General features: G+C 56.9%; 12 protein-coding genes. 10 read left to right on the top strand and 2 right to left on the bottom strand.

Translation table 11 applies throughout. The features are described from left to right. Nucleotides 1–43: 43 nt before the first annotated feature. The 4 genes from INF58_RS18600 (at nt 44) to pspG (ending at nt 3,468) form a co-directional block, all read left to right on the top strand. Complete coding sequence (locus INF58_RS18600; protein ID WP_063449861.1) at nt 44–532, top strand: cupin domain-containing protein; 489 nt, start codon at nt 44–46, stop codon at nt 530–532. Between the two features lie 192 nt (nt 533–724). Beyond that, on the top strand, nt 725–2,011 hold the full coding sequence (gene traF / locus INF58_RS18595) for a conjugal transfer protein TraF (RefSeq protein ID WP_227415128.1): 1,287 nt from the start codon (nt 725–727) through the stop codon (nt 2,009–2,011). 82 nt (nt 2,012–2,093) lie between these two features. Continuing rightward, entirely contained in the window at nt 2,094–3,089 is a 996-nt protein-coding gene (dusA, locus tag INF58_RS18590; protein ID WP_063449859.1) for a tRNA dihydrouridine(20/20a) synthase DusA, read from the top strand. Nucleotides 3,090–3,225: 136 nt separating this feature from the next. Beyond that, nucleotides 3,226–3,468, top strand: a complete 243-nt coding sequence (pspG, locus tag INF58_RS18585; protein WP_017382623.1) for an envelope stress response protein PspG — start codon at nt 3,226–3,228, stop codon at nt 3,466–3,468. Between the two features lie 184 nt (nt 3,469–3,652). Here the strand turns inward: pspG and INF58_RS18580 are convergent, their stop codons facing one another. Next, nucleotides 3,653–4,636, bottom strand: a complete 984-nt coding sequence (locus INF58_RS18580) for a quinone oxidoreductase (protein WP_193528272.1) — start codon at nt 4,634–4,636, stop codon at nt 3,653–3,655. Nucleotides 4,637–4,696: 60 nt separating this feature from the next. Between INF58_RS18580 and dnaB the strand changes: the two genes are divergently transcribed. From dnaB to INF58_RS18550, 6 genes are all read left to right on the top strand, one after another. Beyond that, nucleotides 4,697–6,109, top strand: coding sequence for a replicative DNA helicase (dnaB, locus tag INF58_RS18575; RefSeq protein WP_003860298.1), 1,413 nt, complete (start codon nt 4,697–4,699; stop codon nt 6,107–6,109). 16 nt (nt 6,110–6,125) lie between these two features. Next, nucleotides 6,126–7,205 (top strand): alanine racemase, encoded by a 1,080-nt coding sequence (alr, locus tag INF58_RS18570; protein ID WP_193528271.1) that lies wholly within the window; start codon nt 6,126–6,128, stop codon nt 7,203–7,205. 109 nt (nt 7,206–7,314) lie between these two features. Continuing rightward, nucleotides 7,315–8,508 (top strand): aromatic amino acid transaminase, encoded by a 1,194-nt coding sequence (tyrB, locus tag INF58_RS18565; RefSeq protein ID WP_193528270.1) that lies wholly within the window; start codon nt 7,315–7,317, stop codon nt 8,506–8,508. Between the two features lie 234 nt (nt 8,509–8,742). Beyond that, nucleotides 8,743–9,456, top strand: coding sequence for an acid phosphatase AphA (aphA, locus tag INF58_RS18560; RefSeq protein ID WP_107534472.1), 714 nt, complete (start codon nt 8,743–8,745; stop codon nt 9,454–9,456). Between the two features lie 111 nt (nt 9,457–9,567). After that, nucleotides 9,568–9,984 (top strand): secondary thiamine-phosphate synthase enzyme YjbQ, encoded by a 417-nt coding sequence (locus INF58_RS18555; protein WP_193528269.1) that lies wholly within the window; start codon nt 9,568–9,570, stop codon nt 9,982–9,984. 2 nt (nt 9,985–9,986) lie between these two features. Continuing rightward, on the top strand, nt 9,987–10,340 hold the full coding sequence (locus INF58_RS18550) for an MmcQ/YjbR family DNA-binding protein (RefSeq protein WP_063449853.1): 354 nt from the start codon (nt 9,987–9,989) through the stop codon (nt 10,338–10,340). A gap of 3 nt (nt 10,341–10,343) precedes the next feature. On the opposite strand, the gene uvrA is transcribed toward INF58_RS18550, so the two are convergent. Further along, on the bottom strand, nt 10,344–13,166 hold the full coding sequence (gene uvrA, locus INF58_RS18545; protein ID WP_003860287.1) for an excinuclease ABC subunit UvrA: 2,823 nt from the start codon (nt 13,164–13,166) through the stop codon (nt 10,344–10,346). Nucleotides 13,167–13,286 lie beyond the last annotated feature (120 nt).

Genomic DNA, 13,286 nt, shown 5'->3' with positions numbered 1-13,286 from the left:
GGCTGTGCTATACCTGACGCATCGCAAATCGGGAGATCGCGCAATGAAAAGACCTGACTGTATTCGGCACTGGCGGGACGTGGAAGGTGCCGATGACGCCACTTATCCTGACAGCAACGAACGTTTCTCAATTGGCGCGCCGCTGGCCCGCAAGCTGGGTCTCGGCCGCATTGGTATTCACCATGAACGGCTGCCGCCCGGACGCCGCACGTCTTATCCGCATGCGGAAAGTGATGAAGAAGAGTTTGTATACGTTCTGGAGGGTTATCCTGAGGCCTGGATCAATGGCTATCTGTGGAAACTCGAACCTGGCGACAGCGTCGGGTTTCCTGCCGGCACGGGTGTGTGCCATACCTTTATCAACAATACCGAGGAAGAGGTGCGCTTACTGGTGGTGGGCGAGGCCAATAAAAAGCACAACCGCATCTACTATCCGCTTAATCCGGTTTATGCCGCAACGCGCGAAGACCGCTGGGTAGACCATCCGCCTCAGTTTTTTGGGCCGCACGATGGAAAACCTGGGCGAAAATAATTTCCTCTTCTATAAATATTGATGGTCGTCACACATTAGAACAGGCCGGGATGGAATTTAACTTAGGGAAATAGCGGGTCTTTTTGTACTTATTCACAGCAATAGTTCGTTCCTGTTTGGGTGATAACAGACAGGGTTAACTAATAACAAACTATTTACGAGCACACTGTGAAAAAACATTTTAAATTTTCGATGGTTAGCATCGCTGTCTCCTTTTTTATGGCAAATCAGGCGGGAGCAGCCAATACCTGGACGGAAGCGCGTAGCGACGCAATGGGTGGCACGGGCGTAGCGGCCGGAAGTTATGGCAGCGGCGCCTTAATCAACCCGGCGCTGCTGGCAAAGTCAAAACCTGAGGATGACGTGACGGTTATTTTGCCGTCCGTCGGCGTGCAGGTGACCGATGAGGACAATCTTCAGGACGAGATTGATACCATCAATGACAAAATCAATCGCTATCAGGACGTGGTGGATAGCCTGACGCCGATTGAAATCATCACCAACCCGTTAGGCTCAATCAACCAGTTCCAGGGCGCAGCGAAAGATCTCGCGGATGAGCTGGACTATCTGAAAGGCAAAACCGCGCGCGCCACCGCAGGGGCGGGGATTGCCGTCAGCATTCCTAACGACGTGCTTTCCGTGGCCTTTATGGCGAAAGGCTATGCCCATGGGCGCGTGAGCACTTCTATCGACCAGCAGGACATTGATTATCTGCGTGGCATCCAGCGAAGCGACGCGGTGGCGGCCGGTGTGGCGCTGGACGCTGCGCTAAACGGTACCGATCAAATCACCAAAAACCTCAACTCGACGGCCTCTGGCCGGGCGGCGATTGTGTCCGACTACGGTATTGCGGTGGCCCGCCAGTTCGATCTTGGCGGCGTTCCGGTTTCCGTTGGCGTTACGCCAAAGCTGCAAAAAACCTGGCTCTATAACTACACCACCTCAATCTACGATTACGACAGTAATAAGTGGAACGACAGCCGCTACCGTACCGACGACACCGGCTTCAACGTCGATGCCGGTATTGCCGCTGATTTCGGTGAAAACTGGACGGTTGGCGTGAGTGGGCAAAACCTGATGTCCCGCGATATCGATACCAAAGATATCCGCATCCGCAACGGGCGCACGGGAGAGGTGGTGAGTTATAAAGACACCTACCAGATCCGTCCGCTGGTGACCGCCGGAGCGGCCTGGCATAACGATCTGGTGACCCTGACCGCAGACGGCGACCTGACCGAGACCAAAGGCTTCAAAAGCGAAGATACGTCCCAGTACGCTGGCATTGGTGCAGAAGTCACACCGCTGAGCTGGCTGGCGGTGCGCGCCGGTTATCGTGCGGACATGAAAGGTAACGACAGCAACGTCTTTACCGGCGGCCTCGGTTTTGCGCCGTTCAGCTCCGTTCATGTTGACCTGATGGGGCTTTATGGCGAAGACGAGACCTGGGGCGCAGGGGCGCAGTTGAGTATGACGTTCTAAAGTACACCGGAGGCGCTGCGCCTCCGGCTTTTCTTTGTGCTATAGTAGCGCCCCTTTTCCACCAGATGCTTAAAAGTTCGCCATGTCGTCAGAATTCCAGACTGCTTTCCCTGCACACCGTTTCTCCATCGCGCCGATGCTCGACTGGACGGACAGACACTGCCGCTATTTCCTGCGTCAGCTCTCCCGCCATACGCTGCTCTACACCGAAATGGTCACTACCGGGGCAATTATTCACGGCAAGGGAGACTATCTGGCGTACAGCGAAGAAGAGCATCCGGTTGCGCTGCAACTCGGTGGCAGCGATCCGGCTGCGCTGGCGCAGTGTGCGAAGCTGGCTGAAGCGCGCGGCTATGACGAGATTAACCTCAACGTCGGCTGCCCGTCCGACCGTGTGCAAAACGGTATGTTCGGCGCGTGCCTGATGGGTAATGCAAACCTGGTGGCGGACTGCATCAAAGCGATGCGCGACGTCGTCTCTATTCCGGTCACGGTCAAAACCCGTATCGGCATCGACGACCAGGACAGCTACGAATTTCTGTGTGATTTCATCAACACGGTGTCCGGGAAGGGCGAGTGCGAGATGTTTATCATCCACGCCCGTAAAGCCTGGCTCTCTGGCCTTAGCCCGAAAGAGAATCGCGAGATCCCGCCGCTGGACTACCCGCGCGTGTATCAGCTGAAGCGCGACTTCCCGCACCTGACCATGTCGATCAACGGCGGCATTACCTCGCTGGACGAGGCTAAAGCGCATCTCGAACATATGGATGGCGTGATGGTCGGACGCGAGGCGTATCAGAATCCGGGCATTCTGGCGACGGTCGACCGGGAAATTTTCGGCATTGAAGGTGCCGATACCGATCCGGTGGCCGTGGTGCGCGCTATGTATCCGTACATTGAGCGCGAGCTGAGTAAGGGTACGTACCTGGGCCATATTACCCGCCATATGCTTGGCCTGTTCCAGGGCATTCCTGGCGCGCGCCAGTGGCGTCGTTACCTCAGCGAGAACGCGCATAAAGCCGGTGCGGACATTGAGGTTCTGGAACACGCGCTGCGTCTGGTTGCGGATAAACGTTAAATTTCGCTAAAAGATGGTCAATTACACCACGCCCTGCAAGAGATTGCGGGGCGTTTTGCTTTCAGAACAACGACTTATTTTTGGCACGTTTCTTGTAATGATCGCAGCATCATTCGGGAACTCGTGGGAGAGCACCATGCTGGAACTACTTTTTGTGATTGGCTTTTTTATCATGCTGATGGTCACGGGCGTGTCGCTGCTCGGTATTCTGGCCGCGCTCGTTGTGGCCACGGTGGTAATGTTTGTCGGCGGCTTATTTGCCCTGACGATTAAGCTCCTGCCGTGGTTACTTCTGGCGATTGCGGTGGTATGGGCGATACGGGCGATTAAATCACCAAAACTGCCCACTTATCAGCGTAATAACCGCTTCCGTTACTAAGGTATTGAGGGGTTCGTCACATACCTGCAACTTTTCCGGCAGCAATCCTTAGAACAGAATAGGATTTACTTATCGAATCTGTCACTATGGCTGCCGCTAAAGAATTCATCGAGCTGTACCCTACATACAGCCGAACTAAAAAAAGAAAGGGCTTCCCACGGGAAGCCCAATTTCTTTTTATGGCTCAGGGAATTAACAGGCTTGATCCCTGCGTTGCCCGGCTCTCCAGCACTTCATGCGCGCGTTGTGCATCGGTTAGCGCGAATTTCTGCGCATCCGCCACGTCTACTTTGATGACGCCGCTGGCAATCAGCGAGAACAACTCATTGCTGGCTTCCTCAAGTTCTTTCCGGTTGGTGATGTAACCTTGCAGGGAAGGGCGTGTGACGTACAGCGACCCTTTCTGATTCAGAATGCCGAGATTGACGCCGGTGACAGCGCCAGAGGCGTTACCGAAGCTCACCATCAGCCCGCGACGTTGCAGGCAGTCCAGCGAAGACTCCCACGTATCTTTCCCCACCGAGTCATACACGACGCGCACCTTTTTGCCGCCGGTGATCTCTTTTAGCCGCTCAACGATGCTCTCTTCCCGGTAGTTGATCACCTGCCAGGCGCCCGTGTCCAGCGCACGCTGCGCTTTTTGCGCGCTGCCTACAGTGCCGATCAGCTTCGCGCCCAGTGCTTTCGCCCACTGGCAGGCAATCAAGCCCACGCCACCTGCGGCAGCATGGAACAGAAACTGCTCATCGGGCTTAATTTCATAGGTTTTGCGCAGCAGATAATAGACCGTCAGCCCTTTCAGGAATGAGGCGGCGGCCTGCTCGAAGCCAATCGCATTCGGCAGAAGCGCCGCTTTCTCGGCCGGAACGTTGTGGACGGAGCTGTAAGCGCCCAGCGCAGACTGCGCGTACACCACGCGATCGCCTTCTTTGATGTGCTTGACCCCGCTGCCCACTTTGCTGACGATACCGGCCGCCTCGGTGCCCAGCCCGCTCGGCATCGACGGAGGCGGATAGAGGCCGCCGCGAATATAGGTATCGATGTAGTTAATGCCAATCGCTTTGTTTTCAACCTGGATTTCATTCTCACCAGGCGCGGCGGGGGTGAACTCCACCGCGTTGAGTACGTCAGGGCCACCATGCTTGTGAAATTCAATACGTGTTGCCATGCTTCCTCCAGAATGTGGTAATCTTTCGACCCACTCTTTATCTCGGTAACTCCATTCACTATGGCAGGAAACAAACCCTTCAACAAACAGACTGAACCCCGTGAACGTGATTATCAGGTCGCCGGGTTAAAAGTCCCGCCGCACTCGATTGAAGCGGAACAGTCGGTGTTGGGCGGTTTAATGCTGGATAACGAACGCTGGGACGACGTCGCCGAGCGCGTCGTCGCAGAAGATTTCTATACCCGTCCGCACCGTCATATCTTCACGGAAATGGCGCGTTTGCAGGAGTCGGGCAGCCCGATTGACCTGATTACGCTCGCAGAATCGCTGGAGCGCCTGGGGCAACTGGACAGCGTCGGCGGATTTGCCTATCTGGCAGAACTGTCAAAAAACACGCCAAGCGCCGCGAACATTAGCGCTTATGCTGACATCGTCCGCGAACGCGCCGTTGTCCGCGAGATGATTTCGGTGGCGAACGAGATCGCCGAGGCCGGTTTCGACCCGCAGGGCCGCACCAGCGAAGATCTACTCGACCTTGCGGAATCCCGCGTCTTTAAAATCGCCGAAAGCCGAGCCAACAAAGACGAAGGCCCGAAAAACATTGCCGACGTGCTCGACGCCACCGTTGCGCGTATAGAGCAGCTTTTCCAGCAGCCGCACGATGGCGTGACGGGGGTGAACACCGGCTATGACGATCTCAACAAAAAAACGGCGGGTCTTCAGCCGTCGGATTTGATTATCGTCGCGGCGCGTCCGTCGATGGGTAAAACGACATTTGCGATGAACCTCGTTGAAAACGCGGCGATGTTGCAGGATAAGCCGGTGCTTATCTTCAGTCTTGAGATGCCCTCAGAACAGATTATGATGCGTTCTCTGGCATCCCTGTCGCGCGTGGATCAGACCCGCATCCGTACCGGCCAGCTGGACGACGAGGACTGGGCGCGTATCTCCGGCACCATGGGCATTTTGCTGGAAAAACGGAACATCTACATCGATGACTCCTCCGGCCTGACGCCGACGGAAGTGCGCTCCCGCGCGCGCCGCATCGCCCGTGAACACGGCGGCATCGGCCTTATCATGATCGACTACCTTCAGCTGATGCGCGTTCCGTCGCTCTCCGACAACCGTACGCTGGAGATCGCCGAGATTTCCCGCTCGCTCAAGGCGTTAGCTAAAGAGCTGCACGTTCCGGTGGTGGCGCTGTCGCAGCTTAACCGCTCCCTGGAACAGCGTGCAGACAAACGCCCGGTCAACTCCGACCTGCGTGAATCCGGCTCCATTGAGCAGGATGCTGACTTAATCATGTTCATCTACCGTGATGAGGTCTATCACGAGAACAGCGACCTGAAAGGGATCGCCGAAATTATTATTGGTAAGCAACGTAACGGCCCCATCGGTACGGTGCGTCTCACCTTTAACGGCCAGTGGTCGCGTTTCGACAACTATGCCGGTCCTCAATATGATGATGAGTAATTTCTAAGGAATTCAAATGCAAGCGGCAACTGTTGTGATTAACCGCCGCGCTCTGCGACACAACCTGCAACGTCTGCGAGAACTGGCGCCCGCCAGCAAGCTCGTTGCAGTCGTGAAAGCGAACGCTTACGGACACGGTCTTCTTGAGACCGCGCGAACGCTCCCCGATGCCGACGCCTTTGGTGTCGCCCGTCTCGAAGAAGCCCTTCGCCTGCGCGAAGGCGGCATTACGCAACCGATTCTGCTTCTTGAAGGCTTTTTTGAAGCCTCGGATCTGCCGACCATTGCAGACCAGCAGCTGCACACGGCGGTCCATAACGAAGAACAGCTGGCCGCGCTGGAAACGACTGAACTGAGCGAGCCGGTCACCGTCTGGATGAAGCTCGATACGGGCATGCACCGTCTGGGCGTGCGCCCGGAAAACGCGGAGGCGTTTTATCAGCGTTTGTGCCAGTGCAAAAATGTGCGCCAGCCGGTGAACATCGTTAGCCATTTTGCCCGTGCCGACGAGCCCGAGTGCGGGGCAACCGAACAGCAGCTCGGTATCTTCAACACCTTCTGCGAAGGCAAGCCGGGAATGCGCTCCATTGCCGCGTCCGGCGGCATTCTGCTGTGGCCGCAGTCCCACTTCGACTGGGCGCGTCCGGGCATTATCCTGTATGGCGTTTCCCCGCTTGAGAACAAACCCTGGGGGCCGGACTTCGGCTTTAAGCCAGTGATGTCGCTGGTTTCAAAGCTGATTGCCGTGCGTGAGCACAAAGCAGGCGAGCCGGTAGGTTACGGCGGCACCTGGACCAGCGAGCGCGACACGCGTCTTGGCGTGGTGGCGATGGGCTACGGCGACGGCTATCCCCGCGCCGCACCAACGGGCACACCGGTGCTGGTTAATGGCCGCGAAGTGAAGATTGTCGGTCGCGTGGCGATGGACATGATTTGTGTCGATCTGGGACCCGATGCGCAGGATAAAGCGGGCGACGATGCGGTGATGTGGGGTGAAGGGCTGCCCGTCGAGCGCATTGCTGAGGTTACAAAAGTGAGTGCTTACGAACTTATTACGCGTCTGACGTCGCGGGTGGCGATGAAATACATCGACTGAGCTTTGACGGGATGCGATGCATCCCGCTTCTGTTAACATCCTCTCGATCTTCTCCTGCTTCCGGTTTATTGTTGAAAACCCTGCCTCATAATAATCCGGAGAACATCGCGTGTTTCAGAAAGTAGACGCCTACGCTGGCGACCCTATTCTCTCCTTGATGGAGCGTTTCAAAGAAGATCCTCGCAGCGATAAAGTGAACCTCAGCATTGGTCTTTATTACAACGAGGACGGCATCATTCCTCAACTGAAAGCCGTTGCCGAAGCCGAAGCGCGTCTTAACGCAACCCCGCACGGGGCTTCGCTTTATTTGCCGATGGAAGGGTTAAATACCTACCGTAATACCATTGCGCCGCTGCTGTTTGGTGCGGACCACGCGGTGCTCGCGCAAAAGCGCGTGGCGACTATCCAGACGCTGGGTGGCTCGGGTGCGCTGAAGGTAGGCGCAGATTTCCTGAAAAAATATTTCCCGGACTCCGGCGTGTGGGTCAGCGACCCGACGTGGGAAAACCACGTGGCCATCTTTGAAGGCGCGGGCTTTAAGGTTGCGACCTATCCGTGGTTTGACAGCGAGACTAACGGCGTGCGCGTTGACGCGCTGCTGGAAAAACTGAACACCCTGCCGGCGCGCAGCATCGTGCTGCTGCACCCGTGCTGCCATAACCCGACCGGAGCCGATCTCACCAATCCACAGTGGGATGCCGTAATTGAGGTACTGAAGTCGCGTGACCTTATCCCGTTCCTCGACATCGCCTATCAGGGCTTTGCCGCGGGCATGGAGGAGGACGCCTACGCCATTCGCGCGATTGCCAGCGCGGGTCTGCCTGCGCTGGTCAGCAACTCTTTCTCAAAAATCTTCTCCCTTTACGGCGAGCGCGTCGGCGGTCTGTCCGTAGTGTGTGAAGACGCCGAAGCCGCGGGGCGCGTACTCGGCCAGCTGAAAGCGACGGTCCGCCGTATCTATTCCAGCCCGCCGAACTTTGGTGCGCAGGTGGTGGCGACCGTTCTGGGCGACGAACAGCTGAAAGCCACCTGGCTTGCGGAAGTGGAAGCGATGCGCAAGCGCATTCTGTCGATGCGTCAGGAGCTGGTTAACGTGCTGAAAGAGGCGGTGCCGGGGCAGAACTTCGACTATCTGCTTAAGCAGCGCGGGATGTTTAGCTACACCGGACTGAGCGCTGCACAGGTCGATCGCCTGCGTGACGAGTTCGGCGTCTACCTGATCGCCAGCGGACGTATGTGCGTGGCGGGGCTAAATGCTGGCAACGTCCAGCGCGTGGCGCAGGCCTTTGCATCCGTAATGTAAGTATTCACTTACTTGCATGCATATGTAGGCCGGGTAAGGCGCAGCCGCCACCCGGCTTTTTTGTTCGCGCCGGTGCCAGTCATGTCCCGTCCACGCTTTGTGATCGTCTTCTTTTTATTCAGCTTCATAACTAAAAACTCCTTTCCTTCCCCTCCCGCTGGGGTTATGGTCGGATAGTTTATTGACCATCCGCTCAAAATAAAACGATAACAAACTGAATATTCAGGGGAAAATATGCGCAAGATCACACTGGCGCTCAGCGCCGCCTGCTTATTGTTCTCGCTTAATAGTACCGTTGTTGCGCGGGCTTCTGCCCCGACGCCGCTTTACACCGGAACCACCGCCGCCATTCTTGCCGAACAGGCGCCCATTCACTGGGTTTCCGTGGCACAAATCGAAAACAGCCTGACGGGCCGCCCGCCCATGGCCGTGGGCTTCGACATTGACGATACCGTGCTCTTCTCCAGCCCCGGTTTCTGGCGCGGCAAAAAAACCTACTCGCCGGACAGCGAAGCCTATCTGAAAAACCCGGAATTCTGGGAAAAGATGAACAACGGCTGGGATGAGTTCAGTATCCCGAAAGAAGTTGCCCGCGCGCTGATCGCCATGCACGTAAAGCGCGGCGACAGCATTTACTTCGTGACCGGACGTAGCCAGACCAAAACGGAAACCGTCTCGAAAACGCTCCAGGATGATTTCCTGATCCCGGCGTCCAGCATGAACCCGGTCATTTTTGCCGGCGATCGTGAAGGGCAAAACACCAAAACCCAGTGGCTGGAGAAGAAAAACATCAAAGTGTTCTACGGGGATTCCGATAATGACATCACGGCGGCGCACGACGTGGGGGCCAGAGGCATCAGGGTGTTACGCGCCTCGAATTCCACCTACCGACCGCTGCCGATGGCCGGAAAATTTGGTGAAGAGGTGATCGTTAACTCCGAATACTGATGCGTTAACGGCGGGATGGGTGCTTTTTAAGCAAATCTCGCCGCGCGGGTTTTACCTTTCGCTTTCTTGCTGCACACTTAGAAAGATTCACCTTTCATAATGGAGCAGCACATGTGGTATCAACAGACCCTGACCTTAAGCGCAAAATCACGCGGTTTTCACCTGGTGACGGACGAAGTCATCGGGCAAATTCGCGACCTGTCGCGCGTCAAAACGGGTTTGCTGCATCTGCTGCTCCAGCACACGTCTGCTTCTCTCACGCTCAATGAAAATTGCGATCCCACCGTCCGGTCTGACATGGAGCGGCATTTTCTGAAAGCCGTCCCGGATAACGCCCCGTATGAGCATGATTACGAAGGGGCGGATGATATGCCTTCGCATATCAAATCCTCTTTGCTGGGCGTCTCGCTGACGCTGCCGGTTCACAACGGGCGGTTAGTGCTGGGCACGTGGCAAGGGATCTGGCTGGGAGAACATCGCATTCACGGTGGTTCGCGTAAAATTATCGCAACGCTACAAGGGGAATAAAGATGACAATTTCGGAGATACTTCAGTACTGCATGAGCAAGCCGGGCGCGGAACAAAGCGTTCACAGCGACTGGAAAGCCACGCAGATCAAAGTAGGTGATGTTCTGTTTGCGATGGTGAAAGAGGTGGAGGCGCGGCCTGCGGCATCACTGAAAACCAGTCCGGAACTGGCCGATTTACTGCGCCAGCAGCACGATGATGTCAGGCCAAGTAAGCATCTTAACAAAGCGCACTGGAGTACGGTGTTTCTCGACGGCTCGCTGCCAGATTCGCAAATTTACTACCTGGTGGATGCGTCGTATCAACAGGCGGTGGAACTGCTGCCAGAAACGATCCGACAGCAGCTCTCCGTGTGACGATTACAGCAACGGTTTAAGGAAGCGCGCGGTGTGCGAGGCTTCGCACTCTGCAACGGTCTCTGGCGTACCGGAGACGAGGATTTCACCGCCGCCGCTGCCGCCTTCCGGGCCGAGATCGACAATCCAGTCCGCGGTTTTAATCACGTCCAGATTGTGCTCAATCACCACGATGGTGTTGCCCTGATCGCGCAGCTGGTGCAGTACGTCCAGCAGCTGCTGGATATCCGCAAAGTGCAGGCCGGTGGTCGGTTCATCCAGAATGTACAGCGTCTGGCCGGTACCGCGTTTGGACAGCTCACGCGCCAGCTTCACGCGTTGCGCCTCACCGCCGGACAGGGTTGTTGCTGACTGACCCAGGCGAATGTAGGTCAGGCCCACGTCCATCAGGGTTTGCAGCTTACGCGCCAGCGCAGGGACGGCGTCAAAGAACTCGCGCGCCTCTTCGATGGTCATATCCAGCACTTCGTGGATGGTCTTGCCTTTGTATTTAATCTCCAGCGTTTCGCGATTATAGCGCTTGCCTTTGCACTGGTCGCACGGCACGTAGATATCCGGCAGGAAGTGCATCTCAACCTTGATCACGCCGTCGCCCTGGCACGCTTCACAGCGGCCGCCGCGCACGTTAAAGCTGAAGCGTCCTGGGGTATACCCGCGTGAACGTGCTTCCGGCACGCCAGCGAAGAGTTCACGTACGGGCGTAAAGACGCCGGTATAGGTCGCCGGGTTGGAACGCGGCGTACGACCAATCGGGCTCTGGTCGATGTCGATAACCTTGTCGAAATGCTCCAGCCCCTGAATGTCGCGGTACGGTGCAGGCTCGGCCAGCGTCGCGCCGTTCAGCGCCGTCTGCGCAATCGGGAACAGCGTGTCGTTAATCAGCGTCGATTTACCGGAACCGGACACGCCGGTAATGCAGGTAAACAGCCCGACAGGCAGCGTCAGGGTGACGTCCTTCAGGTTGTTGCCGCGCGCCCCGGTCAGCTTCAGCACTTTTTCCGGGTTCGCCGCGACGCGCTGTTTTGGCACTTCAATCTTGCGCTTGCCGCTCATGTACTGGCCGGTCAGCGACTCGGGCACCGCCATAATGTCCTTCAGCGTCCCTTCCGCCACCACCTGACCACCGTGTACGCCCGCGCCCGGGCCGATGTCGATCACGTGGTCTGCGGCGCGAATGGCGTCTTCGTCGTGCTCCACCACGATCACCGTGTTGCCGAGGTTGCGCAGATGAACCAGCGTGCCGAGCAGACGCTCGTTGTCGCGCTGGTGCAGGCCGATAGAGGGCTCATCGAGCACGTACATCACGCCCACAAGACCGGCGCCAATCTGGCTCGCCAGACGGATACGCTGGGCTTCACCGCCGGAGAGCGTTTCCGCCGAGCGGGAAAGCGTCAGGTAGTTCAGGCCGACGTTCACGAGGAACTTGAGGCGGTCGCCGATCTCTTTCAGCACTTTTTCGGCGATTTTCGCGCGCTGGCCGGAAAGCTTCAGGTTGTTGAAGAAGTCCATCGCGTGGCCGATGCTCATGTCTGAGATGGTCGGCAGCGCCGTATTTTCAACAAACACGTGGCGCGCTTCGCGACGCAGACGCGTGCCCTCACAGGTGGCGCAGGAGCGATTGCTGATGAACTTCGCCAGCTCCTCGCGCACCGCGCTGGATTCGGTCTCTTTGTAGCGGCGCTCCATGTTGTGCAGCACCCCTTCGAACGGGTGGCGACGCACGGAGGTATCGCCGCGATCGTTCATGTACTTGAACTCAATGTTCTCTTTGCCGGAACCGAACAGGATCACTTTGTGCACGTTCGCGCTCAGGCTGGCCCACGGGGCTTCAACGTCAAACTTATAGTGCTCTGCCAGCGATTTCAGCATCTGGAAGTAGTAAAAATTACGCTTATCCCAGCCGCGAATGGCGCCGCCCGCCAGCGACAGCTCCGGATTCTGGATCACGCGGTCCGGGTCGAAATACTGTTGAACGCCCAGGCCGTCACAGGTCGGACACGCGCCCGCCGGGTTGTTGAATGAGAACAGGCGCGGTTCCAGCTCGCGCATGCTGTAGCCGCAAATCGGGCAGGCAAAGTTGGCGGAGAAGAGCAGCTCTTCCGCTTTGGCGTCGTCCATATCGGAGACCACCGCCGTGCCGCCGGAGAGCTCCAGCGCCGTTTCAAAGGATTCCGCCAGACGCGTCGCCAGATCTTCACGCACCTTAAAGCGGTCAATCACCACTTCAATGGTGTGTTTCTTTTGCAGCTCCAGCTTTGGTGGATCCGACAGGTCACACACTTCACCGTCGATACGGGCGCGGATATAGCCCTGGCTTGCCAGGTTTTCCAGCGTTTTGGTGTGCTCACCCTTACGCTCTTTAATGATTGGCGCCAGCAGCATCAGGCGCTTGCCTTCCGGCTGCGACAGCACGTTATCCACCATCTGGCTGACGGTCTGGGCCGCCAGCGGGACGTCGTGGTCCGGGCAGCGCGGCTCGCCTACGCGCGCATACAGCAGGCGCAGATAGTCGTGAATTTCGGTAATGGTACCGACCGTGGAACGCGGGTTATGCGACGTGGATTTCTGCTCAATGGAGATAGCAGGGGATAACCCTTCAATGTGGTCGACATCCGGTTTTTCCATCAGCGACAGGAACTGACGCGCGTACGCCGAGAGCGATTCAACGTAACGACGCTGTCCTTCGGCATACAAGGTGTCGAAAGCCAGTGAGGATTTGCCAGACCCCGAAAGCCCGGTCACGACGATGAGTTTGTCGCGAGGGATTATGAGGTTGATATTCTTGAGATTGTGGGTGCGGGCGCCCCGAACTTCGATCTTATCCATTCACCTTTCCCGGTTGGAACACGGATTGCCTGATTTGTTTGAAGGACAAACGGCTGTCAGAAACGGCTAATTATGACACAAAATGACCTGTTTGAATATACAGTATTGGAATGCATTTTC

This window comes from Enterobacter cloacae complex sp. P24RS (assembly GCF_014982165.1).
GTDB classification, from domain to species: domain Bacteria; phylum Pseudomonadota; class Gammaproteobacteria; order Enterobacterales; family Enterobacteriaceae; genus Enterobacter; species Enterobacter quasihormaechei.
This window is presented reverse-complemented; position numbering and strand designations above follow the sequence as displayed.

Excerpts from the sequence above, each read along its gene's own strand:
- INF58_RS18600 (WP_063449861.1), top strand. The coding sequence starts at position 44 with ATGAAAAGACCTGACTGTATTCGGCACTGGCGGGACGTGGAAGGTGCC.
- traF (WP_227415128.1), top strand. The coding sequence starts at position 725 with ATGGTTAGCATCGCTGTCTCCTTTTTTATGGCAAATCAGGCGGGAGCA.
- dusA (WP_063449859.1), top strand. The coding sequence starts at position 2,094 with ATGTCGTCAGAATTCCAGACTGCTTTCCCTGCACACCGTTTCTCCATC.
- pspG (WP_017382623.1), top strand. The coding sequence starts at position 3,226 with ATGCTGGAACTACTTTTTGTGATTGGCTTTTTTATCATGCTGATGGTC.
- INF58_RS18580 (WP_193528272.1), bottom strand. The coding sequence starts at position 4,636 with ATGGCAACACGTATTGAATTTCACAAGCATGGTGGCCCTGACGTACTC.
- dnaB (WP_003860298.1), top strand. The coding sequence starts at position 4,697 with ATGGCAGGAAACAAACCCTTCAACAAACAGACTGAACCCCGTGAACGT.
- alr (WP_193528271.1), top strand. The coding sequence starts at position 6,126 with ATGCAAGCGGCAACTGTTGTGATTAACCGCCGCGCTCTGCGACACAAC.
- aphA (WP_107534472.1), top strand. The coding sequence starts at position 8,743 with ATGCGCAAGATCACACTGGCGCTCAGCGCCGCCTGCTTATTGTTCTCG.
- INF58_RS18555 (WP_193528269.1), top strand. The coding sequence starts at position 9,568 with ATGTGGTATCAACAGACCCTGACCTTAAGCGCAAAATCACGCGGTTTT.
- INF58_RS18550 (WP_063449853.1), top strand. The coding sequence starts at position 9,987 with ATGACAATTTCGGAGATACTTCAGTACTGCATGAGCAAGCCGGGCGCG.
- uvrA (WP_003860287.1), bottom strand. The coding sequence starts at position 13,166 with ATGGATAAGATCGAAGTTCGGGGCGCCCGCACCCACAATCTCAAGAAT.